A 25,380-nucleotide genomic window follows, 5' to 3' on the forward strand; every position below is an offset into this window, starting at 1 on the left:
TGCCGGATGTCCATTCCCGGCGACTGGGACAACGTCGACCGCCCGTACGGAAAAGGGAAGGCCCCCGGACCTCACGGTCCGGGGGCCTTCCGACGTCCGCGGGTCAGACGCTCGCGAACGCGACGACGGCGTTGTGGCCGCCGAAGCCGAACGAGTTGCTGATCGCGAGCTGAGGGCCGTCGCCGAGCGGGGTCGGGGTGCCGGAGATGCGGAACGGCACCTCCGGGTCCTGCTCGGTGAGGTTGATGGTCGGGGGAGCGGTCCGCTCCTGGATGGCCTTGAGCGTGAACACCGCCTCCAGCGCGCCGGTGCCGCCTAGGAGGTGGCCGGTCGAGGCCTTCGTCGCGGAGACCGGGATCTCGTCGATGCGGTCGCCGAACACGGCCTTCAGCGCCTGGTATTCGTTGGGGTCGCCGACCGGGGTCGAGGTGGCGTGCGCGTTGATGTGCGTGACGTCGTCGGGCGACGCGTCGGCCATCTGCAGCGCGAGACGCACGGCGTGCGCGGCACCGCGGCCCTCGGGGTCGTTCGCGGTGATGTGGTACGAGTCCGCGGTCACGCCGCCGCCGACGACGGCGGCGTAGATCTTCGCACCGCGGGCACGTGCGTGCTCCTCGGTCTCGAGCACGAGCGCCGCGGCGCCCTCGCCCATGACGAAGCCGTCGCGGTCGACGCTGCACGGGCGCGACGCGGTCTCCGGCGAGTCGTTGCGCTTGGACAGCGCCTGCATCGACGCGAACGCGGCGAGGGTGATCGGGTGCAGCGCGGACTCCGTGCCGCCGGCGATGACGACGTCGGCGTACCCGGCGCGGATGTGCTCGATCGCGTTGACGATCGACTCCGTGCTCGACGCGCACGCGCTGGCCACGGTACGGGCGTAGGCGCGCGCACCGAAGTGGAGGGACAGGTTGCCGGCCGCCGCGTTCGGCATGAGCATCGGCACCGTCATGGGCATGACCCGGCGAGGGCCCTTCTCGCGCAGGGTGTCCCACGCATCCAGGAGGGTCCAGACACCGCCGATGCCGGTGGCGAAGTCGACGCCGAGACGAACCGGGTCGACCTCGGGGGAACCGGCGTCCGCCCACGCCTCCATCGCCGCGACCATCGCGAACTGCGAGGCCGGGTCGAGGCGCTTGGCGACGGGACGATCGAGCACCGTGTCGGGGCGCACCATCGCCTCGGCGGCGAAGGTCACGGGGAGCTGGTACTCCTCGACCCAGTCGTGCTCGAGCGTGTGGGCGCCGGAGACGCCGTTCAGCAGGGCGGACCAGCTCTCGGGGGCGGTCCCGCCGAGCGGGGTGGACGCGCCGATACCGGTCACGACGATGCGGGAGGTGGTCATGGTCCCTCTCTGAATGTGGTCGAGCGGTGGGGGCGGACGCCCCCACCGCGTCAGGTCACGCCTGGTTCGAGGTGATGAAGCTGACGGCGTCGCCGACGGTCTTGAGGTTCTTGACCTCGTCGTCGGGGATGGTGACGCCGAACTTCTCCTCGGCGTTGACGACGATCGTCATCATGGAGATCGAGTCGATGTCGAGGTCGTCGGTGAACGACTTCTCCAGCGCGACCTCGTCGGCCGAGATGCCGGTCTCGTCGGTGATGAGCTCGGCGAGTCCGGCGAGCACCTCGTCAGTCGAAAGGGCCATGGGTTTCTCCTTCAGGTTGGGTAGGGGAGCGGCGGGACACCGCGAATCAGTCTAGGGCGGAGGTCGCCGCGCTCAGGGGAGCACGACCACCTGCGCGCCGAACACGAGGCCGGCGCCGAACCCGATCTGCAGGGCGAGGCCGCCGCTGAGTTCGGGGTGCTCCTCGAGGAGCCGGTGCGCCGCCAGCGGGATCGACGCCGCGGACGTGTTGCCCGTGGTCTCGATGTCGCGGGCGATCGCCACGGTCTCGGGGAGCTTCAGCTGCTTCGCGAACTCGTCGATGATGCGCATGTTCGCCTGGTGGGGGATGAACGCGGCGAGGTCGGACGGCTCGATGCCCGCGGCCTCGATGGCCTTGCGGGCGACCTTCGCCATCTCCCACACCGCCCAGCGGAACACCGAGGGGCCGTCCTGCCGCAGGGTCGGCCAGGGTGCCGCGCCGTCGCGGAACTCGGTGAGGGTGGCGTTCATGCCGACGGTGTCGGCCTTCGAGCCGTCCGAGCCCCAGACCGTGGGGCCGATGCCGGGGGTCTCGCTCGGGCCGATCACGACGGCGCCCGCCCCGTCGCCGAGGAGGAACGAGATGCTCCGGTCGGTCGGGTCGACCACGTCGGAGAGCTTCTCCGCGCCGACGACGACCGCGTAGTGGGCGGCACCGGTGCGGATGAGTGCGTCGGCCTGTGCGATGCCGTAGGCGAACCCGGCGCATGCGGCGTTCGAGTCGTAGGCGGCGGCGGGGTTCGCGCCGACGCGGTCGGCGACGACCGCCGACATGGACGGGGTCTGGCGCACGTTGCTGATGGTCGCCGCGATGACCAGGTCGATCTGGTCGGCGGGGATCCCGGAGCGCTCGATGGCCTCGCGCGCGGCCTCGGTGGCGAGGTCGGTGGCAGACGTGGTCGGCACGGCGCGCTTCCGCGTGACGATGCCGGTCCGCTGCCGGATCCACTCGTCACTCGAGTTGATCGGCGCGACCAGCTCGTCGTTCGTGACGGCGTTCTCGCCGCGCGCCGCGCCGTACGAGTAGATGCGGGTGAACGCCGGGCCGGAGGTCTGCTTCAGGGTTGGGGTGCTCATGCGTTCTCCTCGCTCAGCAGCGCGGCGGCCGCATCCAGGTCGTCGGGCGTCTGCACCGCGACCGACGGTACGCCGCGCAGCGCCCGCTTGGCCAGGCCCACGAGGGTGCCGGCCGGCGCGAACTCGACGATGCCGGCGACGCCGCCGTCCGCGAACGAGGCCATGCAGAGGTCCCAGCGGACGGGTGAGGCGACCTGGCCGACGAGCAGTTCGAGGGCACGGGCGCCGGAGTCGACGACGGTGCCGTCCGCGTTCGTCCAGAGCCGCACGGTCGGGTCCGCGGGTGCGAGCGCCGCCGCCGCATCCGCGAGGGTCTGCACGGCGGGCGCCATGTACGAGGTGTGGAAGGCGCCGGCCACCTGCAGCGGGATCACCCGGGCACCGCGGGGGCCGGATGCGGCGAGCTCGGCGAGGGCGCCGGTCGCGCCGGCGGCGACGATCTGCCCGCCGCCGTTGTGGTTCGCGGGGGTGAGGTCGAGCTCGGCGAGTCGCGCGAGGACGTCCGCCTCTACGCCGCCGACGACCGCGGCCATGCCGGTCTCCTCGAGGGCCGCGGCGTCGGCCATCGCCCGACCGCGGACGCCCACGAGCCGCATCCCGTCCTCGGCGGTGAGCACATCGGCGGCGACGAGTGCGGCGATCTCGCCCACCGAGTGGCCGGCGACGCCGTCGAAGGCGCGGTCGGTGCGCTGCGCGAGCGCCCACCACGACACCAGACTCGCCGCGACGATGAGCGGCTGCGCCACCTTCGTGTCACGGATGGCGTCGGCGTCCCACTCAGTGCCGGCGGCGATGAGGTCGACCTGGGCCGCCTCGCCGTAGGCGGCGAGCAGATCGCGTGCGCCGGGGAGGTCGAGCCAGGGGGAGAGGAACCCGGGGGTCTGCGAGCCCTGACCGGGGAATGCGCCGATGATCACCGTTCCATCCTGCCAACGATCGGCGGCATGGTCTGGCGACGACGGCACAGAATCACGCGGATGCTTTGTGACCTCGGCACAAACTCAGCGGGGGCGGCGTGTCGCTGCGGGGCGCTTGCGGGTGGCGTCGGTGCCGATCGCGCCGAGGATGAGGGCGGTCTGCAGGATGAGCGCCTCGCGGGGACCGGTGGCGTCCCACCCGATGACGTCGGAGACGCGCTTCAGCCGGTAGCGCACCGTGTTGGGGTGCACGAACAGCTCCCGGGCGGTCGCCTCGAGCGAGCGCCCGTTGTCCAGGTAGCTCCACAGCGTCGTCACGAGGTCGGCGCTGTGGGCGCGGAGCGGTCGGTAGATCCGTTCGACGAGCGTGTGCCGTGCGGCGGCGTCGCCCGCGAGTGCGCGCTCGGGCAGCAGGTCGTCCGCCTCGACCGGACGCGGGGCGTTGCGCCAGGCGCGCGCCACCGCGAAGCCCGCGAGCGCCGCGCGGGCGCTCTGGCCCGCATCCACGAGCGCCGGGACGGTGGGACCGAGCACGAGGTGGCCGGTGCCGAAGCCCGGCTCGAGGCGTCGTGCGATCTCGGGGAAGGGCAGTTCCGTCTTCTCCTCGCCGCCGGCGCCCTGATCGGTGCGCCCGATGACGAGCACCAGTCGTGACCCCTGCACGCCGACCAGCACGTCGACCCCGAGCTTGCGCGCCATGCGGCGCAGATGGTCGACGTCGAACTGCGGCGGTGTCGTGCCGACGAGCACCGCGACCTCGCCGTGACCGTGCCAGCCCAGCGCGGCGATGCGGCTCGGGAGCTCCTCGTCGGCTTCGCCGGTGAGGATCGAGTCCACCACGAGCGCCTCGAGGCGCGCATCCCAGAGTCCGCGCGCCTCGGCCGCGCGAGCGTAGACGTCGGCGGACGAGAACGCGACCTCGCGGGAGTAGAGCAGGATCGCCTCGCGCAGGTCCTCGCCGCGGCCCGCGACGCGCTCCTCCGTGACCTCGACGGTCACGCGGATCAGCTGCAGCGTCTGCTGCAGGCTGACGCTGCGGAGCAGCTCGCGCGGTGCCGCGGCGAAGATGTCCGCCGCGATCCAGGGGGTCGAGGACGGGTCCTCGTACCACTGGATGAAGGCGGTGATGCCGGCCTGCGCGACCAATCCGACCGAGGACCGCCGCCCTGGCGGCATTCCCGCATACCAGGGCAGCGTGTCCTCGAGTCGTTTGATCGTCGCCGTGGCGAGGTCGCCGGAGATCCGCCTGAGCCAGGCGAGCGTCTCCGCCTTCTCCGCGGGCGTCGGCGTCGTCGTCACCGGGTCAGCTCTCTCCGCCCGCGTTGCCCGTCGTGCCGGCGTTCACATCGTGCAGGCGGTACTTCTCGATCGCCTGCGCGATCACCGACCGGTCGACCTTGCCCTCGTCAGCCAGACCCTGGAGGGCGCGCACCGCGATGGAGGGGCCGTCGATCTTGAAGAACCGGCGGGCGGCGGCACGGGTGTCGGAGAAGCCGAAGCCGTCCGCACCGAGCGTGAGGAACCGGTTCGGCACCCACGGCCGGATCTGGTCCTGCACCGCGTGCATGAAGTCGCTGACCGCGACGACCGGACCCTCGGCGCCCTGCAGCTTCTCGGTGATGTAGGCCGTGCGCGGCTCCTGCTCGGTGTGCAGGAAGTTGTGCTCGTCCGCATCCAGCCCGTCGCGGCGCAGCTCCGACCACGAGGTGACCGACCACACGTCGGCGCTGACACCCCAGTCGTCGCGCAGCAGCTGCTGCGCCTCGAGCGCCCACGGCACACCGACGCCGGACGCCAGCAGCTGGGTGCGCGGACCCTCGCCGCTGCCGGTCGCGATGCGGTGGATGCCGCGGAGGATGCCGTCCACGTCGACGCCCTCGGGCTCGGCGGGCTGCACGATCGGCTCGTTGTACACCGTGATGTAGTACATGACGTCGGGGTCGGGGTGCGACCCGCCGTACATGCGCTCGAGGCCCGCGCGCACGATGTGCGCGATCTCGTAGCCGTAGGCCGGGTCGTAGGCCACCGTCGCCGGGTTGGTCGACGCGAGGAGCAGCGAGTGGCCGTCGGCGTGCTGCAGGCCCTCACCGGTCAGCGTGGTGCGACCGGCGGTGGCGCCGATCACGAAGCCGCGCGCCATCTGGTCGCCCGCGGCCCACTGGGCGTCGCCGGTGCGCTGGAAGCCGAACATCGAGTAGAAGATGTAGACCGGGATGAGCGGCTGGCCGTGGGTCGCGTAGGACGTGCCGAGGGCGGTGAACGCCGCGAGGGCGCCGGCCTCGTTGATGCCCACGTGCACGAGCTGGCCCTGCGGGCTCTCCTTGTACGCCAGCAGCAGCTCGCGGTCGACCGAGGTGTAGTTCTGCCCGTTCGGGTTGTAGATCTTGGCCGTCGGGAAGTACGCGTCCATGCCGAACGTGCGGGCTTCGTCGGGGATGACCGGCACGATCCGGTGTCCGAAGTCCTTGGAGCGCAGCAGGTCCTTCAGCAGGCGGACGAACGCCATGGTGGTGGCCACCTCCTGCGTGCCCGAACCCTTCTTCGGCAGCGCGTAGGCCTTGTCGTCCGGCAGCTCGAGACCCACGTGGTGCGTCCGGCGCTCGGGCAGGAACCCGCCGAGCTCGCGGCGACGCTCCATGAGGTACTGCACCGTCTCGTCCTGCGGGCCGGGGTTGTAGTACGGCGGCAGGTAGGGGTTCTCCTCGAGCTGCTTGTCCGAGATCGGGATGTGCATCGCGTCGCGGAAGTGCTTGAGGTCCTCGAGCGTCATCTTCTTCATCTGGTGGGTCGCGTTGCGGCCCTCGAAGTGCGGGCCGAGCCCGTAGCCCTTGATGGTGTGGGCGAGGATGACGGTCGGCTGGCCCTTGTGCTCCACGGCCGCCTTGAACGCCGCGTAGACCTTGCGGTAGTCGTGACCGCCGCGCTTGAGGTTCCAGATCTGCTCGTCGCTGTAGTCCTTGACCAGGGCGGCGGCGCGCTCGTCGCGGCCGAAGAAGTGCTCGCGCACGTAGGCGCCGTTCTCGGCCTTGTAGGTCTGGAAGTCGCCGTCGGGGGTGACGTTCATGAGGTTGAGCAGCGCGCCGTCGGTGTCGCGGGCGAGCAGGTCGTCCCACTCACGGCCCCAGATGACCTTGATGACGTTCCAGCCGGCACCGCGGAAGAAGCTCTCGAGCTCCTGGATGATCTTGCCGTTGCCGCGGACCGGGCCGTCGAGGCGCTGCAGGTTGCAGTTCACGACGAAGGTGAGGTTGTCCAGGCCCTCGTTCGCGGCGACCTGGAGCTGCCCGCGGCTCTCGACCTCGTCCATCTCGCCGTCGCCGAGGAAGGCCCAGACGTGCGATCCGGACGCGTCCTTGATGCCGCGGTTCGTGAGGTACTTGTTCGCCATGGCCTGGTAGATCGCGTTGATCGGACCGAGACCCATCGACACCGTCGGGAACTGCCAGTACTCCGGCATGAGGCGCGGGTGCGGGTAGGAGGGCAGGCCGTTCGGCGCGGCGGACTTCTCCTGGCGGAAGCCGTCGAGCTGCGCCTCGGTGAGGCGGCCCTCGAGGAAGGATCGGGCGTACATGCCGGGGGAGGCGTGGCCCTGGAAGAAGACCTGGTCGCCGCCGGCGGGGTGGTCCGCGGCCTTGAAGAAGTGGTTGAAGCCGACCTCGTACAGGGCGGCCGACGAGGCGTAGGTGGAGATGTGGCCGCCCACGCCGATGCCGGGGCGCTGCGCGCGGTGCACCGTCATGGCCGCGTTCCAGCGGATCCACGCGCGGTAGCGGCGCTCGATCTCCTCGTCACCCGGGAACTCGGGCTCGTTCTCCGGGGCGATCGTGTTGATGTAGTCGGTGGTCGGCACCATCGGCACGCCGAGGTGCAGTTCCCGCGAGGTCTTCAGCAGGCTGAGCATGATCTCGCGGCCACGTCCGTGGCCCTTCGCATCCACCAGCTGCTGCAGCGACTCCTGCCATTCGGACGTCTCGTCCGGGTCGCTGTCGAGGGGCCCTTGCGAATACGGATCCTGATCGTGGACGGTCACATGTGCCCTTTCGTCATCTGGCAGGTCATGCCAGCAAACAGCCATCGAATCGGTGCAGGCATTGTTTGCCACGCACAATGCACCGTGGGACAGCCTAGCGACTGTGGCGACCACCGGACGCACCCGTGACATCGCTCATGCGCCGGGGCCGTATCCGCACCAGTCGGCGACCCAGTTCAGCATCCTGGCGCGGGTGTCCGGGGATGCGGCGAGGTCGAACGACCCGGGGGTCCCGTCGAGTTCGACGTCCACCCGGAAGACGGTGCCGCGCTTGTCCTCCTGCACCGCGTGCGGGTCGCACCGGGCCGGGACGAGCGGCACGGCGAGCGTCTGCTCGCCCTCGACCACCGACGGTGGGAGGGCGTCGTCCACGGTGAGCAGGTTCGTGTCGCGGACCCCGATGATCACGAGTTCGGCGGCGTCGGCATCCCGTTCCGCGGCGCGGATGCGGAGCGTCGCGGCCTCGCCGGCCGGCGAGGGCTCGAACCCCTGGATGCCGATGTCGGCGACCGCGTCGACCCGGGCGCGCAGGCACTCCGCCGTGTGCAGCGCCTCGAGGAACGGGAAGAGCTCCGGGACGGGTGCGGTCGCGGTCTCGCTCCCGCCCTCGGTGCGCAGGGCGAGCGTCACGGTCGCGGCGCCGGTCGCCGGGGCGTCGCAGAGGGCTTCGCCCAGTGCCACGCGGATGTCGACGGCCGCGCCGGGCGGCAGCTCGGTCGTGCGTTCGACGACGCGGGTCGCGGCCGGCTCGAACCGCGGGTCGGTCACGGTGACCTCGCCGACCGTGACGGTCCGGTCGCCGTCGTTGCGGATGCGCACCTGCGCGCGGCGGTCGGCGACGTCGGAACGCAGCTGCACGAGGGTCGCGTCGAGGCCGTGCGGGAGCGTGGCCGGCGGGCTTTCGTCGCAGCCGGTGCACAGGCACGCCGCGAGCAGCGCGGTGACGACCGCGGCGGCGCGGCGGGGCGTGCCGGTGGACACGGCGCCAGTGTACGCGCGGGGGAGACGGTGGGCCCTGCCGGGATCGAACCGACGACATCCACGGTGTAAACGTGGCGCTCTACCAGCTGAGCTAAAGGCCCGTACGGATCAGTCTACGGGGAGCTCGACCGGCTCCCCGGCCGTGACCGTGACCGGGTCGCCCACCCGGATCTCACCGCCGCCGGCGACCGGCAGGAGCAGGATGCCCAGGGTCGGCTCGGTCTGCGAGAACGCGGTCGTGAGCAGCCGCATGAGGCGGGCGTCGCGCACGCCGGTGTCCGGGTTGGCCATGATCGCCGCGCACCGGCCGATGCGCTTCACGACCTCGAACTCGATCGCGCCCACCCGCACCCGCCCGGTCCAGTCGAGCTCCTCCCACGGCGCCGTGCCGTCGACGACGATGTTCGAGCGGAACCGGCGGTCGTCGACCGGGGCGGGGGCCGCGGCGTCCACCGCTGCGACGGACGCGGCGCCGTGCAGCGAGACGTAGCCGCGGGGCCGGTCCTGGAACCGCGAGGTGCGCCCGTCGCCCACGAGCCGCAAGGGGAGTGCGCCGTCAGCCGCGAGGTGCTTCGCGTCGGGGCCGGCCAGCATCCACCCGGTGACCGCATCCTCGATCCGTCGCCTGCCCTCGTCGGACAGGTCGTCCTCGACGAGCAGCGTCCGGTCCTCCTCGATGCGCAGACGGAGCGTGTGCGGATCGAACCGCAGCCGGAGCCGGGCGAGCGAGGGCACGTCCATGAGGGCGAGACCGCGGCGCTTCGGCCAGTACGCGCCGTCCTCGCGCCGCTCAGGCTCCGCTGCCGAGGCGAACCGGAACGCGAGCACCCGGTCGCCCGCCACACGGCCGTCGTCCTGCACCGTCAGCCGCTCGAGCGGTTCGGGGGTGAGCCCCTTCACGGGATGGCGGAACAGCGCGCGCACATGCATGCCGCCCATGCTGGCATGCGTCGCCGGGTCGAGGACGCTCGCCCCTGCCCGGCAGGACGCCGGGACGGACAGGTTTGGGGATGCCGGCGAGGGGCCGGCGCTTCCACCTTCACGAGGAGAACCCATGACCACCGCATCCCCGACGACGAGTCCGGCACACACCCGGACGCAGCGCCCGCGCCTCTGGGCCCTGAGCGGCATCCTGGCCGGTGTCGGCTCGATCGCCAGCGTCTACCTGTCGATGACGCTCTCGCCGGAGTACGTCCCCGGCAGTGTCATCACCCCCGACGTGATCAACGACGGGCTGATGGCCGAACGCCACGTCATGATCGCCTTCCACGTGGTGACCGTCGCGACCGCCGTGCTGGTGCTGCTGTTCGGCGCCGGACTGCAGCGCCGCCTCCGGGAGGCGCTGCCGGCAGCATCCCTCGTGCCGACCGTGGCCTTCGCCGGGATGCTGCTCGTCACGGTCGCGCAGATGCTCGGCACCGGCCTCGACACCGAGTTCCTCTTCGGGACCGCCGACACCGCGATCAACCTGCCCTCCGACATCGGGTTCTACTCCCACTGGATCGCGACGATCCCGTGGCTCTGGCTCGGCGGCGGCATCGCGGCGCTGGCGGTGGGTGCCGCGGGCCGTGGCCGGGCCGTGCCCCGCTGGATCTCGGTGACGGGTCTCCTGCTCGGCGGCCTCACCCTGTTCGTCGCGCTCTCGCCGCTGCAGTACATCGCGGCGGCACCGGGGGCGCTGTGGTTGCTCGTCACCGCGATCGGGTTCGCGGTGGGCGACCGCGCCCACCGCGCCGGCTGACGCCGCGGCCGCGCCCCGCGGGGCGCCGTGCTCCGGTCGCGCCACCGGGTGCTCGCACTCGGGCGCGACCGGGCGGCCGCACGTTCAGAACTCAGGACATCCGCGTCGCGGCCGCCTGATCACGCGGCTCGCGCGGCCGACCGTGACGGATGTCCTGAGTTTTGCACGTCAGCCCCAGCGACGCACCGCCCAGCGCTGCACCAGGGCGAGCACGGAGTCGGTGAGCTTGCCGATCACGGCGAGCAGGATGATGGCGAGCACGATCTGATCCACGCGCCCGGTCGACTGGCCGCGGGTGAGGAGGAATCCGAGCCCCATCGACGCGCCGATGAGCTCGGCGGCGACGAGGAACAGCCAGGCCTGCACCAGGGCGAGGCGGAGGCCGGAGAACAGTGCGGGCAGGACCGCGGGCAGCTGCACCGTGAAGAACAGCCGGATGCCGCTGAAGCCGAAGGACCGCCCGAGCTCGACCAGGTGCGCGTCCACGTGGCGGAGCGCGAGCGAGACGGTCGTGAAGACCGGGAAGAACGCGCCGATGGCGATGAGGATGATCTTCGACTGCTCGCCGATGTTGAACCAGACGATGAGCAGCGGCACCCAGGCGAGGCTCGGGACGGCACGGATGACACCGAGCGTGGGGGAGAGGCCGAGGTCCCAGAATCGGGAGAGTCCCACGAGCCCGCCCAGCGCGATGCCCAGGACGCCTCCGATGACGAACCCGATGAGCACGCGCTGGAGCGAGATCGCGGTGAACTGCCACAGCTCCCCGCGCTCGGCGAGGAAGACCCCGGCGTCCCAGACCGCGGCCGGGCTCGGGAACTTGTACGGCGGGACGATCGCCACGCCCGGGATCGTGATGAGGAACCAGACCGCGACGAGCACGACCGGCAGTGCCGCGCCGAGCGCGATCCGCACCCCGCGGCGCGAGAGCGGGGAGGATGCTGCGGGCGCGGCGCCCGCGTGCTCGTCACGGACGGGTGCGGTACCGGTCGTGCTCATCGTGGTGTTCCGTTCGGAGGGTCCGGTCAGCCGATCGCCTGCTCGGCGAACTGCGGGGCGAACAGCGTCTTGAGGGCGTCGTCGATGGACTGCTGGCTCGCAGCGTCGCCGATCTGCACCTGGATGGCGCCGATGGGCTTCAGCACGTCGGACAGGGTCTTGCCGGGGACCGGGTCGACGTCGAGCCCGGAACGCTCCGCGACCACGATCTGCGCGACGGAGAGGTCGATGGCGGCGGCCTCGGCGAGGATCTCCGCCGTCTCATCGGGGTGCTCGAGGGCCCAGGTGCGGGCCTGCTCGTACGCGTCGACGACGACCTGCACGATCTCGGGGTGCTCGTCGATGATCTGCTCGGACGCGTTCAGCACGCTGTACGAGTTCAGGTCGAGGTCGCGGTAGAGGAGTTCGCCGCCCTGGGTCTCGGCGGACGCCATGATCGGGTCGAGACCCGCCCAGGCCTGCACCGAACCGCTCTGCAGCGCCGCCCAGCCGTCGGCGTGGATGAGGTTCTCCACCGTCACGTCGTCGACCGAGAGCCCCTGCTCCTCGAGCGCCTGCACGAGGAAGAAGTACGGGTCGGTGCCGAGCGCGGCGGCGACCGTCTTGCCGCGGAGGTCCTCGACGGAGGTGATGTCGCTGCCCGCGGGCACGACGAGCGCCGCCCACTCGGGCTGCGCGACGACGTCGACGATCTGCTGCGGGGCGCCGTTCGCGCGGGCGAGGAGCGCCGCGGACCCGGCGGTGGAACCGAAGTCGATCGCGCCGGCGCGGAGGGCCTCGTTCGCCTTGGAGGAGCCGAGCGACTGCGTCCACTCCACGTCGTACCCGGCGTCCTCGAGCCAGCCCTGGTCCTTGATGATGAGGCTCAGCGGATTGTAGGTCGCCCAGTCGAGGCGGATGGTGGTGGTCTTCGCGTCGGCGGACGCCTCGGGCGCGGCGGCATTCTCGCCGGCGACGCAGCCGGAGAGGGCGAGCGCGGCGACGACGGTCCCGGCGGCGAGGCCGAAGGTGCGGCGGCGGAGGGACATGGGTGTGCCTTTCGGTTGCGGTGCGAGGGTGTGGTGCAGGTGTGCAGGTGACGGTCAGTGCGCGTGGCGGTCGATGCCGAGCGCGACCAGGAGGTCGGCGCGCATTCGCGCGAGCTCGGCGGACCCGCGGTCGCGGGGCCGGTCTCCCGGGACCGTGAGGAGCTGCTGGATCCCGGCGCCGGGTGCGTCGCCGTCGGTGCCCAGCACGATGATGCGGTCGGCGAGCTGCAGGGCCTCGTCGACGTCGTGCGTCACGAGCAGCGTGGTCGTGGGCGCCTCGTCGAGGACGGACAGGAGCAGGTCCTGCATCCGGAGCCGGGTGAGCGCGTCGAGCGCGCCGAACGGCTCGTCGAGGAGCAGCACGTCGGGGCGGCGGGCGAGCGCCCGGGCGAGCGAGGTGCGCTGGGCCATGCCGCCGGAGATCTGCCGCGGGCGGTGCGAGGCGAAGTCGGTGAGACCGATGAGGCGGAGGAGCTCGGCGATGCGCGCGGAACGTTCCGCCTTCGAGAGCCCCGAGGGAAGCCCGAGCGCGATGTTGTCCGCGACCGAACGCCAGGGCAGCAGCCGGGGCTCCTGGAAGCCGATCGCGACGCGGGGGTCGATGCCGGTGACGGGCGCGCCGTCGATCGCCACCTCGCCGGTGGTCGCCGCATCCAGTCCGCCGACGATGCGCAGCAGGGTGGACTTGCCCGAGCCCGAGGCCCCGAGCACCGCGATGAGTTCGCCCGGTGCCACGTCGAGGTCGATGCCGCGCAGCACCACGTGGTCGCCGAAGGCGCGGCCGAGTCCGCGCAGGCGCAGCGGCGCGCCGGCGGGCTGGGTCGGGGCCTGTACGGCGTCGTCGGTGAGCACGGCGGACATCCGGTTCCTCTCGAACGGCGGTGGCGGTCTCCAAGGACGATAGGGACCGTGCGGGCGCCGGGCCACGCGCGCGACACAGGAGGTAACAGTCGGCGCGGCCGTGCTGGCGTAGTTTGGAGGGGTGAACGCCGCACCCGCCGACCAGCTCCGCCTGCTCGATCTCGCAGACCTCGACACCCGTCTGCGTCAGGCCGAGCACGTCCGCGCCAACCCGCCGCAGGCCGCGCGGGTCAAGGAGCTGCTGGAGCAGCGCCAGGTGCTGAGCCGCGAGCTGGCCGACCGGCAGAACGTCGTGGACGAGCTGCAGGCGGAGCTCGGCCGCATCGAGGCCGACGTCAAGGTGGTCCGTGCGCGGCAGGACCGCGACGCCGCGCTGCTGCAGACCGTGTCGAGCCCGAAGGATGCGGCGGGCCTCGAGCACGAGCTCGAGTCGCTGCGTCGTCGCCAGCGCGACCTGGAGGACGGGCAGCTCGAGCTCATGGAGCGCCTCGAGGTCGCCGAGACCGCCGTCACCGAGCAGCGTGCGCTGGTCACCGAGACGAACGAGGAGGGGGCGCGGCTCTCCGCCGAGGCGAAGGCGATCGTCGCCGACGCGGCGGCGCGGATCGAGGAGTTGCAGCGCGACCGGGCCGCCGTGGCGGCCTCCCTTCCCGCGGAGCTCCTCGCCGAGTACGAGCGCGCCGCGCTGCGGGGCTCCGGTGCCGCATTGCTGCGCGCCCGCACGTGCACCGGTTGCCACATGATGCTCTCCGGCACCGACCTGAACACGCTCCGTCAGCTCCCGGACGACGCGGTCGCCACCTGCCCCGAGTGCGGCTCCATCCTGGTCCGCACGAACGAGTCCGGGCTCTGACGCGACACGGCCGTGTCCGGTGAGGGCGAGCCCGGCGGCCCGGACTGGGCCGTGCTCGCGCCCGCCGGCGACCGGTTCGTCGTCGTCGACCTCGATGCAGCGGGCGTCGAGACCGCTCGCAGCACGCTGACCGCATCCGAGCTGTCCGTGCTCGTCGCGTCGCGGGCACGCGCCAGGTGGGTGTGGGCGGACGCGGCGCAGACCTACGGCCGGATGCTGACCGCCGGCGCCCGGGTCGCGCGGGCGTGGGACCTCCGGCTGTGCCGCCGCATCCTCCGCGCCGCGCTCGACCCCGCCGGCGCAGGCGCCCTCGGCCCGCTCGACGCGTGGGACGGGGAGGCCGCGCCCACGCAGGACGAGGGCCTGTTCACGCTGCAGACCGGTCACGTCCCGTCCGCCGACGAGGCCGTCGCGGAGCTGCGCCGCCAGCTCGCCGTGCTCGACGCCGCGCCCGACCGGGCACGGCTGCGCATGCTCCTGCAGGGCGAATCCGCCGGTGCGCTCGTCTCGGAGGAGATGCACGCGGCGGGGCTGCCGTGGGACGCGGCGGTGCACGGCCGCATCCTCGCCGAGCACCTCGGACCGCGCATGTCCGGCGGCGGCGCCCCGGCACGGATGGCGGAGCTCGCCGAACGCGTGCGCGACGCGCTCGGCGACCGGACCGTGAGTCTCGACTCGCCGCCGAAACTGCTGCGGGCGCTCCGACGGGCGGGCATCCCGGTGGCGTCGACGGGCAAGTGGGAGTTGCGGGAGCACGAGCATCCTGTCATCGAGCCGCTCCTGGCCTACAAACGGCTGTCGCGCCTGCTCACGGCGAACGGCTGGGCGTGGCTCGACGAATGGGTGCACGACGGGCGGTTCCGGCCCGTGTACCTGCCCGGCGGCGTGGTCACGGGGCGCTGGGCGTCCAGCGGCGGCGGGGCGCTGCAGATCCCGAAGCTGCTGCGGCCCGCCGTGCGGCCCGACCCCGGCTGGGTGATCGTCGACGCGGATGCGGCGCAGCTCGAACCGCGCGTGCTCGCCGGGATGTCGCGCGACCTCGCCCTCGCGGCGGCGGCCCGCGGGCGCGACCTCTACGCCGGGATCGTCGCCTCCGGCACGGTCGCGACGCGCGAGGAGGCGAAGTACGCGGTGCTCGGTGCGATGTACGGCGGCACGAAGGGCGACAGCGGGCGGCTCGTGCCGAGGCTCCGGCGGGCCTACCCGGCCGCGATGGGCGTCGTCGACGGCGCGGCGGCGGAGGGCGAGCGCGGCGGGACGGTGCGCACGTGGCTCGGGCGCACCTCCCCGCCGCCCGACGCCGCCTGGCTCGCGCTCTCCTCGGACGCCGGCGCCGAGGGGGCGTCCCCGGCGGTCCGCGACCTCGCCCGGCGGGCGGCCGGTGACCGCGGGCGGTTCACCCGCAACTTCGTGGTGCAGGGGACGGCGGCGGAGTGGGCGCTGTGCTGGCTCGCCGGCATCCGCGCGCGGCTGCACGCGCTGGGCGAGACCACCGGTGCCCGTGCGGACCGGTCCGGTCCGGTCTTCGCGACCCGGCCGCACCTCGTGTTCTTCCTCCACGACGAGGTCATGGTGCACGCGCCGGCGGAGCACGCGGACGCCGTCGTCGCCGCGATCCAGGACGCGGCCGCGGAGGCCGGTCGCCTGCTGTTCGGGTCGTTCCCGGTCGACTTCCCCCTCGACGTGGACGTCATCGGCGGGGGACCGGCGGACTAGACTCGGAACGCGAATGGGTCGGCTGGACGGTCGCGTCGCGGATGCGTCAGCATCCGTGCCGAGGAACGTCCGGGCTCCACAGGGCAGGGCGGTGGGTAACACCCACCCGGAGTGATCCGCGAGACAGTGCCACAGAGAGCAGACCGCCCCGGTTCCGACCGGGGTAAGGGTGAAAGGGTGGTGTAAGAGACCACCGGGGTCGTGGTGACACGACCCGCACGGTAAACCTCGCCCGGAGCAAGGTCAGACAGGGGATGCCGACGCGGCCCGCCGAGTCCCCGGGTAGACCGCTGGAGCGGCACGGCAACGTGTCGCCGAGAGAGATGACCGTCCACGGAGCTTCGGCTCCCGGACAGAACCCGGCGTACAGGCCGGCCCATTCGCCCCCGCGTCCCTGCAGCATCCGCCGTCGATGCGCGCGGCAAACGCCGCCGGTGCCACCACCAACGCCCGGAACAGGTGATTCGGCGAAGACAGGTGGATGCGGGCGCGAAACGTCCTGATCCCGCCGAATCACCTGATCCGGCGCACGGGATGCGCGACCTCAATCACCGGGGGACGTCGCGCCGGGGAGCTCGTCGTCCTGGGAGGACATCGCCGCAGACGGGAGATCCTGCGGAATCCGCTCGTCGACGACGACCTCGTCCGGCTTGCGGAGTCGCGGCGGAGCGGCCGACCAGTCCTTCAGACGCTGTCCGATCAGGTCGTAGCTGGTGAAGATCGCGTCCATCACGGAATCTATGAAGCTCGACCGGCCGGACTGGCGGGCAACACCCATCTTGCCGAGGTACGTCACCGTGAAGGACTTGATCTCCTTGGTGGGATCGGCGATGAGGATCGCGGGGTTCTCACGAGCGGTGCCGAGGAGCTCGGCGGTACCGGCTCCGCGTTGCCGCGCTGCGTAGGCTTCCAGGCGGAGCGTGTCGGGTGCGTCCTTCAGCTGTCGAAGGAGCCAGTTCACCCTCGTGGTCGGACGGCCCTCCGCCGGTGCGTTCGTGGAGAACGAACACGCGATCTGCCCGGCGCGCACATCGACGGTCACGGTCATCGGCGACACGGCATGCGGGATGCGGATCGCGCCCGCCAGCTTCCCCTCGTTCACGAGCATGTCGGTGACAGCGGTGATCCGGAGCGCCGGCGTGGCGAGTTCGGCCTTCGAGAGGACCTGGGTCACATCGGCACCGAGGCGCTGTCCGAGCTTGAGCGTCGCGAACCTCAGGAGCGCGTCGAATCGCGTGGCGACCTGCGCTGCATCCTTGTCGTTCTTGCGGAGCGTGCCGCTGGTCACGGCATCCCGAACCGGCACCCAGCTCGGTCCCATGTCTGCGAACTCGACCGCACCCGAGTTCGGGTGCTCGAGGTAGCGGATGAGTTCGCCGAGGATCCATGCCTGGTCAGGATCCGCCACGCCCCGGAACTCCTTCTGCATGACCGCCGCGGCCAGCACCTCCGTCCAGGACAGGTGGTGCATCTGCACGGTCTTCGTCTTCCGCTTGTCGACCACCGTCGGATGCACACCGGGCGCAGGCGGGATCTCGTTGGAGATGGTGAGGAGGACATCGAAGCGGTGCTCGCGGGCGACATCGAGGTAGTTCTCCAGCTGTTCGCGCTGCAGCTCGTTCGTCCCGGTCTTCACCTCGACGAGCGCCGTCCAGATCCTGCTGCCCCGTTTCGCCCGGATGAGTCCATCCGGGAAGACCTTCTTGTCTCCGAGTTCGAAGGGCACCTCGATGAACGTCTCGAGCGTCCCTGCCGGCGCTCCCAGTCGGGTCGTGAGGGCTCGCCCGTACTCGCGTACCGACGCCATCACCGCCAGGAGTGCCGAGGTCGCCCGCCGTTCCTGTTCCTCAGCGCCTCGGATCCCTGATGTGGGGATGAGACGAGCGGCGTTCCACGGATGTTCCTCTGCCATATCAACTCCGTCGTCGACAACAGTTGTCGGAACGTTAGCGGAGTGGGTGTGCGAATCCGGGGATTGACCGCGACGCGTGGAACGCCGCGCCACACCCGGAACAGGTGATTCGGCGAACGCAGGAGGAACTGCGCCGCAATGCCCCTGATGTCGCCGAAACACCTGTTCTCGACGCGGGGAACGCAGCGCGGGCACGGCGCGAGCACGGACCGACGGATGCGGCGTCCGCCGCCTCCGGAGGCTCAGGCCTTGGCGGTCGTGGCCGAGAGGTGCTCGGGTGCGGCGCCCAGCGAGAGCGCGGCGGCACCGATGATGCCGGCGTTGTTGCGGTGCACCGCGGGCACGATCGGGGTCTTCAGGTCGAGCAGGTGGAGGAACTTGTCCGCGTGCTTCGACACGCCGCCGCCGACGATGAACAGGTCGGGGGAGAAGAGGAACTCGACGTGGCTGTAGTACCACTGCAGCCGGTCGGCCCACTTCGACCAGCTGAGGTCGTCGCGCTCCATCGCGGAGTAGGCGGCGTACGCCTCCGCATCCTTGCCGTGCTTCGCGCGCTGCAGGTGGCCGAGCTCGGAGTTCGGAATGAGGGTGCCCTCGTAGATCATCGCCGAGCCGATGCCGGTGCCGAGGGTCGTGAGGATCGTGAGCCCACGCACGTCCTTGGCCGCACCGAACCGCAGCTCGGCGACGCCGGCGACGTCGGCGTCGTTGGCGAAGTGGATGTCACGGCCCAGGCCCTCCTCGAAGAAGTCCTCGGCGGGGAAGTCGATCCACTTGTCCGACACGTTCGCGGCGGACAGGGTGCGGCCGTTCTTCACGATGGCAGGGAACGCGACGCCGAGCGGGTAGTCGGAGTCAGTGACCTCGAGCCGCTGCAGCACCTCCCGGACCGCGCCGAGCACGTCCTCGGGCTGCGCTCCGGCGGGGGTGGCGACCTTGATCCGGTCGCTGATGAGTTCACCCTTCTCCAGGTCGACGATGCCGCCCTTGATCCCGGTGCCGCCGATGTCGATCCCGACCGCCCGTGCGCTCTGCGATGCCATGCATCCACCCTACCGACAGCGGTCCCGTGCATCAGTAGGATCGAGCCAGGCATCGACGAGGAGCGAACCGTGAGCGACGACAGCGAGAAGTACTGGTACAACCTCAAGACCGGACAGGTCGAGCGTGGCTTCGAGTCGCCCGCGGTCGACCGCGCGGGTCCGTTCGACTCTCCGGAGGAGGCGGCGAAGGCGCCCGACATCATCCGCGAGCGCTCCCGGCAGTGGGCCGAGGAAGACGCGCGCGAGGACGACTGAGCGTCCGCCGCGCGGACGCCTAGCATTGGGACGAGGCCGGACGACCGGTCCGTAGAGGGGACACCATGGACAAGCAGCGGGACTTCGTTCTGCGCACGATCGAGGAGCGCGGCATCAAGTTCGTGCGCCTCTGGTTCACCGACGTCATCGGCACGCTCAAGTCGGTCGCGATCGCACCGGCGGAGGTCGAGGGCGCGTTCAACGAGGGGCTCGGCTTCGACGGCTCCGCGATCGAGGGACTCACCCGCTCGTACGAGTCCGACCTGCTCGCGGTCCCGGACCCCACGACGTTCCAGGTGCTGCCCTGGCGCGGCGAGATCGACCCGACCGCGCGGATGTTCTGCGACATCACGACGCCCGACGGACAGCCCGCGGTCGCCGACCCGCGCCACGTGCTCAAGCGCACGCTGGCGAAGGCGGCCGACGCCGGGTTCACCTTCTACACGCACCCCGAGATCGAGTTCTACCTGCTGAAGTCCTCGTCGTACGGCCCGAACGGCCCCGAGCCGGTCGACTCCGCCGGCTACTTCGACAACGTCCCCGGCGGCACGGCGCACGACTTCCGTCGTCGCTCCGTGCGGATGCTGGAGGACCTCGGCATCTCGGTCGAGTACAGCCACCACGAGGGCGGCCCCGGTCAGAACGAGATCGACCTGCGGTACGCCGACGCGCTCACCACGGCCGACAACATCATGACGTTCCGCACGGTCGTCAAGGAGGTCGCGATCGAGCAGGGCGTGTACGCCACGTTCATGCCGAAGCCCCTCGGCGACCACCCCGGCTCCGGCATGCACACGCACATGTCGCTGTTCGAGGGCGACGTCAACGCGTTCTACGAAGAGGGCGCCCAGTACCAGCTCTCCAAGACCGGCCGGCAGTTCATCGCCGGGCTCCTCCGCCACGCGAACGAGATCTCGGCGGTCACCAACCAGTTCGTCAACTCGTACAAGCGCCTGTGGGGCGGCGACGAGGCGCCGAGCTTCATCACCTGGGGCCACAACAACCGGTCCGCGCTCGTCCGCGTGCCGCTGTACAAGCCGAACAAGGGGCAGTCGTCGCGCGTCGAGTACCGCGCCCTCGACTCGGCCGCGAACCCGTACCTCGCCTACGCGCTCATGCTGGCCGCGGGCCTCAAGGGCATCGAGGAGGGCTACGAACTCCCGCCCGAGGCCGAGGACAACGTCTGGCAGCTCACCGACCAGGAGCGTCGTGCGCTCGGCTACGCGCCGCTGCCGGCGAGCCTCGACCAGGCCCTGCAGGCCATGGAGGAGTCGGAGCTGGTCGCCGAGACGCTCGGCGAGCAGGTCTTCAACTACGTGCTGCTCAACAAGCGCAAGGAGTGGGCCGGCTACCGCGCCCAGGTGACGCCGTTCGAGCTGCAGAGCAACCTCGAGATGCTCTGAGCCCGATGGCATCCGACCGCTTCACGTCGCGGACGGACCTCGCCCGTCTCGGTTTCGGCGACACCACCCAGGCCGAGACGCTGCTCGACGAGATCGAGGGGCACGTCGGCCTGGACCGGGCCTCCTGGCTCGTCGGCGCCGGCGGCGCGGCCGACCCGGACGGCGCCGTCCTCGCCCTCGCGCGTGTCGCCCGACGCGCGCCGGAGGCGGTGCGTGGCGTGCTCGCCGACGACCGCGCGCGCACGGCGGCGTGGGCGCTGCTCGGCGCATCGGCGGAGGGGTTCGGCGACTTCTACTTCCGGCATCCGGAGGAGCTCGCCGACCTCGCCACTGCCGGCGGGTCGCTCCCCACCGCGGACGACCTGCGCGACGGACTGCTCGCCGCGGTCGGCGCCGCTGACGGGTTCGCCGAGGACGGCGGCGAGGCGGCGGTCACCGCGCTGCGCGTCGGCTACCGGCGCTGGGTGGCGCGGATCGCGGTGTACGACCTGCTGAGCGGCGACCCGGTCGGCGCCCTCGCCGACGTCGCGGCGACGCTCGCGGATGCTGCCGCCGCGGCCCTGGAGGCGGCCCTCGCGATCGCCCGCACGCGCATCAGCAGCGGCCGGGCGCTGTTCCCGCGCGAGCATGTCGCGGCGACGCGGCTCGCGATCGTGGGCATGGGCAAGACCGGTGCGCGCGAGCTGAACTACGTCAGCGACGTGGACGTGATCTTCGTGTGCGGGGCCGACGACGCCGTGCGCGAGGAGCTCGGCGAGAGCCGGGTGATCGACATCGCGACGCGCCTGGCCAGCCACACCATGCAGGCGATCTCCGCCGCCGACATCGAACCGGCGCTCTGGGAGGTCGACGCGAACCTCCGCCCGGAGGGCAAGCAGGGTGCGCTCGTGCGGACCCTCGATTCCCACCTGTCGTACTACGAGCGGTGGGCGAAGAGCTGGGAGTTCCAGGCGCTGCTGAAGGCCCGTCCGGTCGCCGGCGATCTCGGGCTCGGCGAGGCCTACGTCGAGGCGCTGCAGCCGAAGGTGTGGACGAGCGCGGCGCGTGAGAACTTCGTCGACAGTGTGCAGCGGATGCGGGAACGCGTCACCGAGCACATCCCGGTCGAGGAGCGCCCCTACCAGCTGAAGCTCGGTGCCGGCGGCATCCGCGACGTCGAGTTCACGGTGCAGCTGCTGCAGCTCGTGCACGGGCTGAGCGACGACCGCATCCGGCAGCGCGGCACGCTGGCAGCCCTCGACGCGCTCGTCGCCGAGGGCTACATCGGGCGCTCGGACGCCGCGGCCTTCGAAGGCGACTACCGGATGCTGCGCGTGCTCGAGCACCGGCTCCAGCTCCGAGGGCTCAAGCGCACGCACCTCATGCCCGCGGCGACGGAGGACCAGCGGATCCTCGCCCGCGCGAGCGGGCTCGCCGACACGGCCGACGGCGTGTGGGTGCTCTGGGAACGGATCAAGCGCGAGGTGCGTGAGATCCACGTGCGTCTGTTCTACCGGCCCCTGCTCTCGGCCGTCGCAGCCCTCCCCGAGGCGGAGCGGTCGCTCTCGCCCGCACAGGCGCACGACCGCCTCGCCGCCATCGGGTTCCGCGACCCGGTCGGTGCGCTCCGGCACATCGGCGCGCTGACCTCCGGCATCAGCCGCAAGGCCACCATCCAGCGGCACCTCATGCCGGTGATGCTGCGCTGGTTCGGCGACGGCGTCGACCCGGACTACGGACTCATCTCGTTCCGCCGCATCAGCGAACGGCTCGGCGACACGCCCTGGTTCCTCCGCATCCTGCGCGACTCGGCGGGCGCCGCCGAGAGCCTCACCCGGGTGCTGTCGGGCTCCCGGTACATCGGGGAGCTCATGGAGTGGATCCCCGAGTCGGTCGCCTGGCTCGACGACACGGACCAGCTCCGGCCCCGCACCGGCGCCGCCCTGGAGCAGGAGGCCAGGGCGATCCAGACCCGGCACGAGACCATCGAGGACGCCATGCGCGCGGTGCGGGCGCTCCGCCGCCGCGAACTGCTGCGGATCGCGATGGCGGCGGTGACGGGCGTCCTCACGATCGAGGAGCTCGCGGAGGCGCTGACGGTCGTCACCGAGGTGACGATCCAGGCCACCCTGCGCGCCGTCCGGCGCGAGGTCGTGCCGCCCGAGGACGACGCGCTCGACTTCTCCGTCATCGCCATGGGACGCTTCGGCGGGAGCGAGCTCGGGTTCGGTTCGGACGCCGACGTGCTCTACGTGTACCGTCCGAACGGCGTCGACCCGGAGCGGGCGCACCAGCTGTCGTTGAAGCTCGTCGCCGGGCTCCGCCAGCACTCCGAGGATCACCGCGTACCGCTCGACCTGGACGCGGACCTCCGCCCCGAGGGGCGCAACGGCCCCCTCGTGCGCTCGCTCGACGCGTACGCCGAGTACTACCGTCGGTGGTCGCTGTCGTGGGAGGCGCAGGCGCTGCTGCGGGCGCGCGGCGTCGCGGGGAGCGTCAAGCTCATCGCCGCGTTCACCGAACTCGCCGACAGCGTCAGGTATCCCGCATCCGCCGACCCGCAGGGGCTCCGCGAGATCAAACGCATCAAGGCACGGGTGGAGAGCGAACGGCTGCCGCAGGGTGCCGACCCCTCGCGCCACCTGAAGCTCGGCCCCGGTGGGCTCAGCGACGTCGAGTGGCTCGTGCAGTCGCTCCAGCTGCAGCACGCCCACGCCGTGCCAGGGCTGCGGACGACGTCGACCACGGCGGCGCTCCAGGCCGCGACCGAGGTGGGCCTCATCCCGGAGTCCGCGTCCGCGCGGCTCGCCGAGGCGTGGCGACTGGCGAGCCGCCTGCGGTCGGCGAACACGCTGCTGTCCGGACAGACGAGCGACGTGCTGCCCGCCGACCGGCAGCGTCTCGACGGCATCGGCCGACTGCTGGAGTACCCGGCCCGCTCGGCGACGCTCGTCGAGGAGGACTGGATGCGGACGGCCCGGCGTGCCCGCCGCGTGTTCGAGAAGCTCTTCTACGGCTGATCCTCGGGCACGCCCAGCGCCCGCAGGAGCGAGTTCGCGTCGTACGGGCCGGTGTGGCGCCGGCCGTTCACGAACAGCGTCGGCACGGAGGTGATGTTCATCGCCTCCGCGTCGAGCATGTCGTCCTGCACGCGACCGGTCACGGCCGCAGAGCCGAGGTCGCGCTCGAACCGGTCGACGTCGAGGCCCAGCCGGTCGGCGAGCCGCAGGATGTCGGAGGGCCGCTGGTTCTCCTGATCGGCGAACAGCCCCCGCTGGAACTCCCAGAACCGGCCTTGGAGCGACGCCGCCTCGGCCGCCTCCGCATCCGCCAGCGCGTTCGGATGCTGCCGCTCGAGCGGCGCGTGCCGCCACACGTACCGCAGCCGGTCCCCGATGCGGTCGTGCACCTGCTGGATCGACCCGGACGCCTTGAGGCAGAACTCGCACTGGAAGTCGCCGTACTCGACGATCGTGTACTCGGCGTCGTCGGGGCCGAACACGTGGTCGCGCGCCGGGTCCACCGGCCGCACGAGCGTGAGTCCGGTCTCCGGCGCGGGACGCAGCGCCTCTCCGACGCGGAAGATGAGCGTCGCGAGCAGGAACGCGATGACGGATGCGGCGAGCACGCCGACACGGGCCTCGTTCTGCACCGTCGGATCGTCGATCGCGAGGTCGACGATGAAGAGCGAGATCGTGAAGCCGATGCCGCTGAGGGCGGCGCCGCCGGCGATCCGTTCCATCGTCAGGCCCGGACCGAAATCGCCCAGCCGGAACAGCCGCATGAGGGCGGTGGAGCCGGCGATGCCGACGAACTTGCCGAGGACGAGGCCGATCACCACGCCCCAGGTGACGGGGGAGACGAGCGCGCCGGCGAGGATCTCCGGGGTGACGACCACCCCGGCGTTGGCGAGCGCGAACAGCGGCAGGATCACGTACGCGACATAGGGCGCGTACGCCGACTGCAGCCGCTCGTTGATGGAGATCGACTCGCGCAGGCTGTTGGCCGCGGCGCGGGCGTAGTCGCTGTTGGGCGACTGGCGGAAGGTGCGGGCGAGTTCGAGCGCGTGCTCGACGTCGCGCCGGTTGGGCCGGTACACCGGCACGAGGAGCGCGATCGCGACGCCGGCGAGCGTCGGGTGCACGCCGGAGGCGAGGAACGCGAGCCACACGATGATCGCGAGCGTGCCGTAGACCGGGCCTCGCCCGCCGCGGAGGTACCGGGTGAGGTACACGCCCACGAGACCGATCGCGGCGACGACGAGGGGGAGCGGGTTGAAGTCCTCGGTGTAGACGAGCGCGATGATCGAGAGCGCCCCGATGTCGTCGACGACGGCGAGGGCGAGGAGGAAGACGCGCAGCCGGCCCGGGACGCGCGGCCCGATGAGGGCGAGCGCGCCGACGAGGAAGGCCGTGTCGGTCGAGATGACGATCCCCCAGGCGTGCTCGTACCCGGACCCCTGCGCGACCATCACGTACAGGAGCGCCGGCACCGCGAGCCCGGCGAGGGCAGCGACCACGGGGACGAGGGCACGCGACCAGCTCGTCAGCTCGCCGATCGCGAACTCGCGCCGCACCTCCAGCCCGACGGTGAAGAAGAAGATCGCCATGAGCGCGTCGTTGACCGCGGAGTGCAGGGTGAACTCGAGCTGCAGGTCGTTCACGCCGAGCACCAGGTGGGTGTCCCAGAACGCGTCGTACGCCCCGCCCGCGAGGTTCGCCCAGAGGATCGCCGCCGCGGTGCCGACCAGCAGCAGGACCGCGCCGATCCGCGCCTGACCGGCGTTCCGGACCCGTTCGGCGATCGAGGGGTGCCGGGTGCGGCGGTCGGGACCGCTCCGGTCCTCGGAGACGGGCGGCTGGGCCAGGGGCAGTTCGGTCATCTGGGGGATCCTCACGGCGGCGGCTACGGACACTGTAGGAGCCGGCGGCCGCGACCG

Annotated in this window: 20 protein-coding genes, 1 tRNA gene and 1 other RNA gene; 7 read left to right on the forward strand and 15 right to left on the reverse strand. The window is 71.7% G+C overall.

Going from position 1 to position 25,380, the window contains the following annotated elements; all coding sequences use genetic code 11:
• Window positions 1-103: 103 nt before the first annotated feature.
• The 9 genes from ACWAUO_RS05350 to ACWAUO_RS05390 all read right to left on the reverse strand — a co-directional run bounded on the left by ACWAUO_RS05350 (window position 104) and on the right by ACWAUO_RS05390 (window position 9,590).
• The gene (locus tag ACWAUO_RS05350) at window positions 104-1,342 is read right to left on the reverse strand and encodes a beta-ketoacyl-[acyl-carrier-protein] synthase family protein (RefSeq protein WP_460773708.1); all 1,239 of its coding nucleotides are present in this window, start codon (window positions 1,340-1,342) and stop codon (window positions 104-106) included.
• 55 nt (window positions 1,343-1,397) lie between these two features.
• Complete coding sequence (locus ACWAUO_RS05355) at window positions 1,398-1,646, reverse strand: acyl carrier protein (RefSeq protein ID WP_460773709.1); 249 nt, start codon at window positions 1,644-1,646, stop codon at window positions 1,398-1,400.
• 72 nt (window positions 1,647-1,718) lie between these two features.
• Window positions 1,719-2,723 carry a beta-ketoacyl-ACP synthase III gene (locus tag ACWAUO_RS05360; RefSeq protein ID WP_460773710.1) on the reverse strand — a complete coding sequence of 335 codons (1,005 nt, stop codon included), beginning with the start codon at window positions 2,721-2,723 and terminating at the stop codon, window positions 1,719-1,721.
• Window positions 2,720-3,640 (reverse strand): ACP S-malonyltransferase, encoded by a 921-nt coding sequence (locus ACWAUO_RS05365; RefSeq protein WP_460773712.1) that lies wholly within the window; start codon window positions 3,638-3,640, stop codon window positions 2,720-2,722. The genes ACWAUO_RS05360 and ACWAUO_RS05365 overlap by 4 nt, the downstream gene beginning before the upstream one ends.
• A gap of 84 nt (window positions 3,641-3,724) precedes the next feature.
• The gene (locus ACWAUO_RS05370) at window positions 3,725-4,939 is read right to left on the reverse strand and encodes a PucR family transcriptional regulator (protein ID WP_460773713.1); all 1,215 of its coding nucleotides are present in this window, start codon (window positions 4,937-4,939) and stop codon (window positions 3,725-3,727) included.
• A gap of 4 nt (window positions 4,940-4,943) precedes the next feature.
• A complete protein-coding gene (gene aceE, locus ACWAUO_RS05375; protein ID WP_460773714.1) occupies window positions 4,944-7,670 on the reverse strand; it encodes a pyruvate dehydrogenase (acetyl-transferring), homodimeric type in 2,727 nt (908 codons plus the stop codon).
• 135 nt (window positions 7,671-7,805) lie between these two features.
• The gene (locus ACWAUO_RS05380) at window positions 7,806-8,651 is read right to left on the reverse strand and encodes a hypothetical protein (protein WP_460773717.1); all 846 of its coding nucleotides are present in this window, start codon (window positions 8,649-8,651) and stop codon (window positions 7,806-7,808) included.
• Between the two features lie 28 nt (window positions 8,652-8,679).
• Window positions 8,680-8,752: transfer RNA gene (locus tag ACWAUO_RS05385), tRNA-Val, on the reverse strand.
• 7 nt (window positions 8,753-8,759) lie between these two features.
• The gene (locus tag ACWAUO_RS05390) at window positions 8,760-9,590 is read right to left on the reverse strand and encodes an MOSC domain-containing protein (protein ID WP_460773719.1); all 831 of its coding nucleotides are present in this window, start codon (window positions 9,588-9,590) and stop codon (window positions 8,760-8,762) included.
• A 115-nt stretch (window positions 9,591-9,705) separates the two neighbouring features.
• On the opposite strand from ACWAUO_RS05390, the gene ACWAUO_RS05395 reads away from it, so the two are divergent.
• Window positions 9,706-10,392 (forward strand): hypothetical protein, encoded by a 687-nt coding sequence (locus tag ACWAUO_RS05395; RefSeq protein WP_460773720.1) that lies wholly within the window; start codon window positions 9,706-9,708, stop codon window positions 10,390-10,392.
• A gap of 168 nt (window positions 10,393-10,560) precedes the next feature.
• Here the strand turns inward: ACWAUO_RS05395 and ACWAUO_RS05400 are convergent, their stop codons facing one another.
• From ACWAUO_RS05400 to ACWAUO_RS05410, 3 genes are read right to left on the reverse strand one after another with little or no spacing between them, the layout of a single operon-like run.
• Window positions 10,561-11,391, reverse strand: a complete 831-nt coding sequence (locus ACWAUO_RS05400) for an ABC transporter permease (protein WP_460773721.1) — start codon at window positions 11,389-11,391, stop codon at window positions 10,561-10,563.
• A gap of 26 nt (window positions 11,392-11,417) precedes the next feature.
• Window positions 11,418-12,419 carry an aliphatic sulfonate ABC transporter substrate-binding protein gene (locus ACWAUO_RS05405; protein WP_460773723.1) on the reverse strand — a complete coding sequence of 334 codons (1,002 nt, stop codon included), beginning with the start codon at window positions 12,417-12,419 and terminating at the stop codon, window positions 11,418-11,420.
• A 54-nt stretch (window positions 12,420-12,473) separates the two neighbouring features.
• Window positions 12,474-13,280: an ABC transporter ATP-binding protein gene (locus ACWAUO_RS05410; RefSeq protein WP_460773724.1), complete on the reverse strand. Its 807-nt coding sequence runs from the start codon at window positions 13,278-13,280 to the stop codon at window positions 12,474-12,476.
• A 121-nt stretch (window positions 13,281-13,401) separates the two neighbouring features.
• Between ACWAUO_RS05410 and ACWAUO_RS05415 the strand changes: the two genes are divergently transcribed.
• The 3 genes from ACWAUO_RS05415 to rnpB all read left to right on the forward strand — a co-directional run bounded on the left by ACWAUO_RS05415 (window position 13,402) and on the right by rnpB (window position 16,232).
• Window positions 13,402-14,133 carry a zinc ribbon domain-containing protein gene (locus tag ACWAUO_RS05415; RefSeq protein WP_460773726.1) on the forward strand — a complete coding sequence of 244 codons (732 nt, stop codon included), beginning with the start codon at window positions 13,402-13,404 and terminating at the stop codon, window positions 14,131-14,133.
• Between the two features lie 12 nt (window positions 14,134-14,145).
• Entirely contained in the window at window positions 14,146-15,849 is a 1,704-nt protein-coding gene (locus ACWAUO_RS05420) for a bifunctional 3'-5' exonuclease/DNA polymerase (RefSeq protein ID WP_460773727.1), read from the forward strand.
• Between the two features lie 14 nt (window positions 15,850-15,863).
• Window positions 15,864-16,232: RNase P RNA component class A (rnpB, locus tag ACWAUO_RS05425), an RNA gene on the forward strand.
• Between the two features lie 161 nt (window positions 16,233-16,393).
• On the opposite strand, the gene ACWAUO_RS05430 is transcribed toward rnpB, so the two are convergent.
• Entirely contained in the window at window positions 16,394-17,956 is a 1,563-nt protein-coding gene (locus tag ACWAUO_RS05430) for a hypothetical protein (protein ID WP_460773729.1), read from the reverse strand.
• A gap of 47 nt (window positions 17,957-18,003) precedes the next feature.
• Window positions 18,004-18,804: a polyphosphate--glucose phosphotransferase gene (gene ppgK, locus ACWAUO_RS05435; RefSeq protein ID WP_460773730.1), complete on the reverse strand. Its 801-nt coding sequence runs from the start codon at window positions 18,802-18,804 to the stop codon at window positions 18,004-18,006.
• Window positions 18,805-18,873: 69 nt separating this feature from the next.
• Here ppgK and ACWAUO_RS05440 point away from each other — a divergent pair, with 69 nt between their 5' ends.
• The 3 genes from ACWAUO_RS05440 (at window position 18,874) to ACWAUO_RS05450 (ending at window position 23,461) form a co-directional block, all read left to right on the forward strand.
• A complete protein-coding gene (locus ACWAUO_RS05440) occupies window positions 18,874-19,059 on the forward strand; it encodes an SPOR domain-containing protein (protein WP_460773732.1) in 186 nt (61 codons plus the stop codon).
• 65 nt (window positions 19,060-19,124) lie between these two features.
• A complete protein-coding gene (locus tag ACWAUO_RS05445) occupies window positions 19,125-20,462 on the forward strand; it encodes a glutamine synthetase family protein (protein WP_460773733.1) in 1,338 nt (445 codons plus the stop codon).
• Window positions 20,463-20,467: 5 nt separating this feature from the next.
• Window positions 20,468-23,461 (forward strand): bifunctional [glutamine synthetase] adenylyltransferase/[glutamine synthetase]-adenylyl-L-tyrosine phosphorylase, encoded by a 2,994-nt coding sequence (locus ACWAUO_RS05450; protein WP_460773734.1) that lies wholly within the window; start codon window positions 20,468-20,470, stop codon window positions 23,459-23,461.
• On the opposite strand, the gene nhaA is transcribed toward ACWAUO_RS05450, so the two are convergent.
• On the reverse strand, window positions 23,452-25,323 hold the full coding sequence (gene nhaA / locus ACWAUO_RS05455) for a Na+/H+ antiporter NhaA (protein ID WP_460773736.1): 1,872 nt from the start codon (window positions 25,321-25,323) through the stop codon (window positions 23,452-23,454). The genes ACWAUO_RS05450 and nhaA overlap by 10 nt on opposite strands.
• Window positions 25,324-25,380: the final 57 nt, after the last annotated feature.

The sequence above is a fragment of the Microbacterium sp. GXF7504 genome (assembly GCF_054798235.1).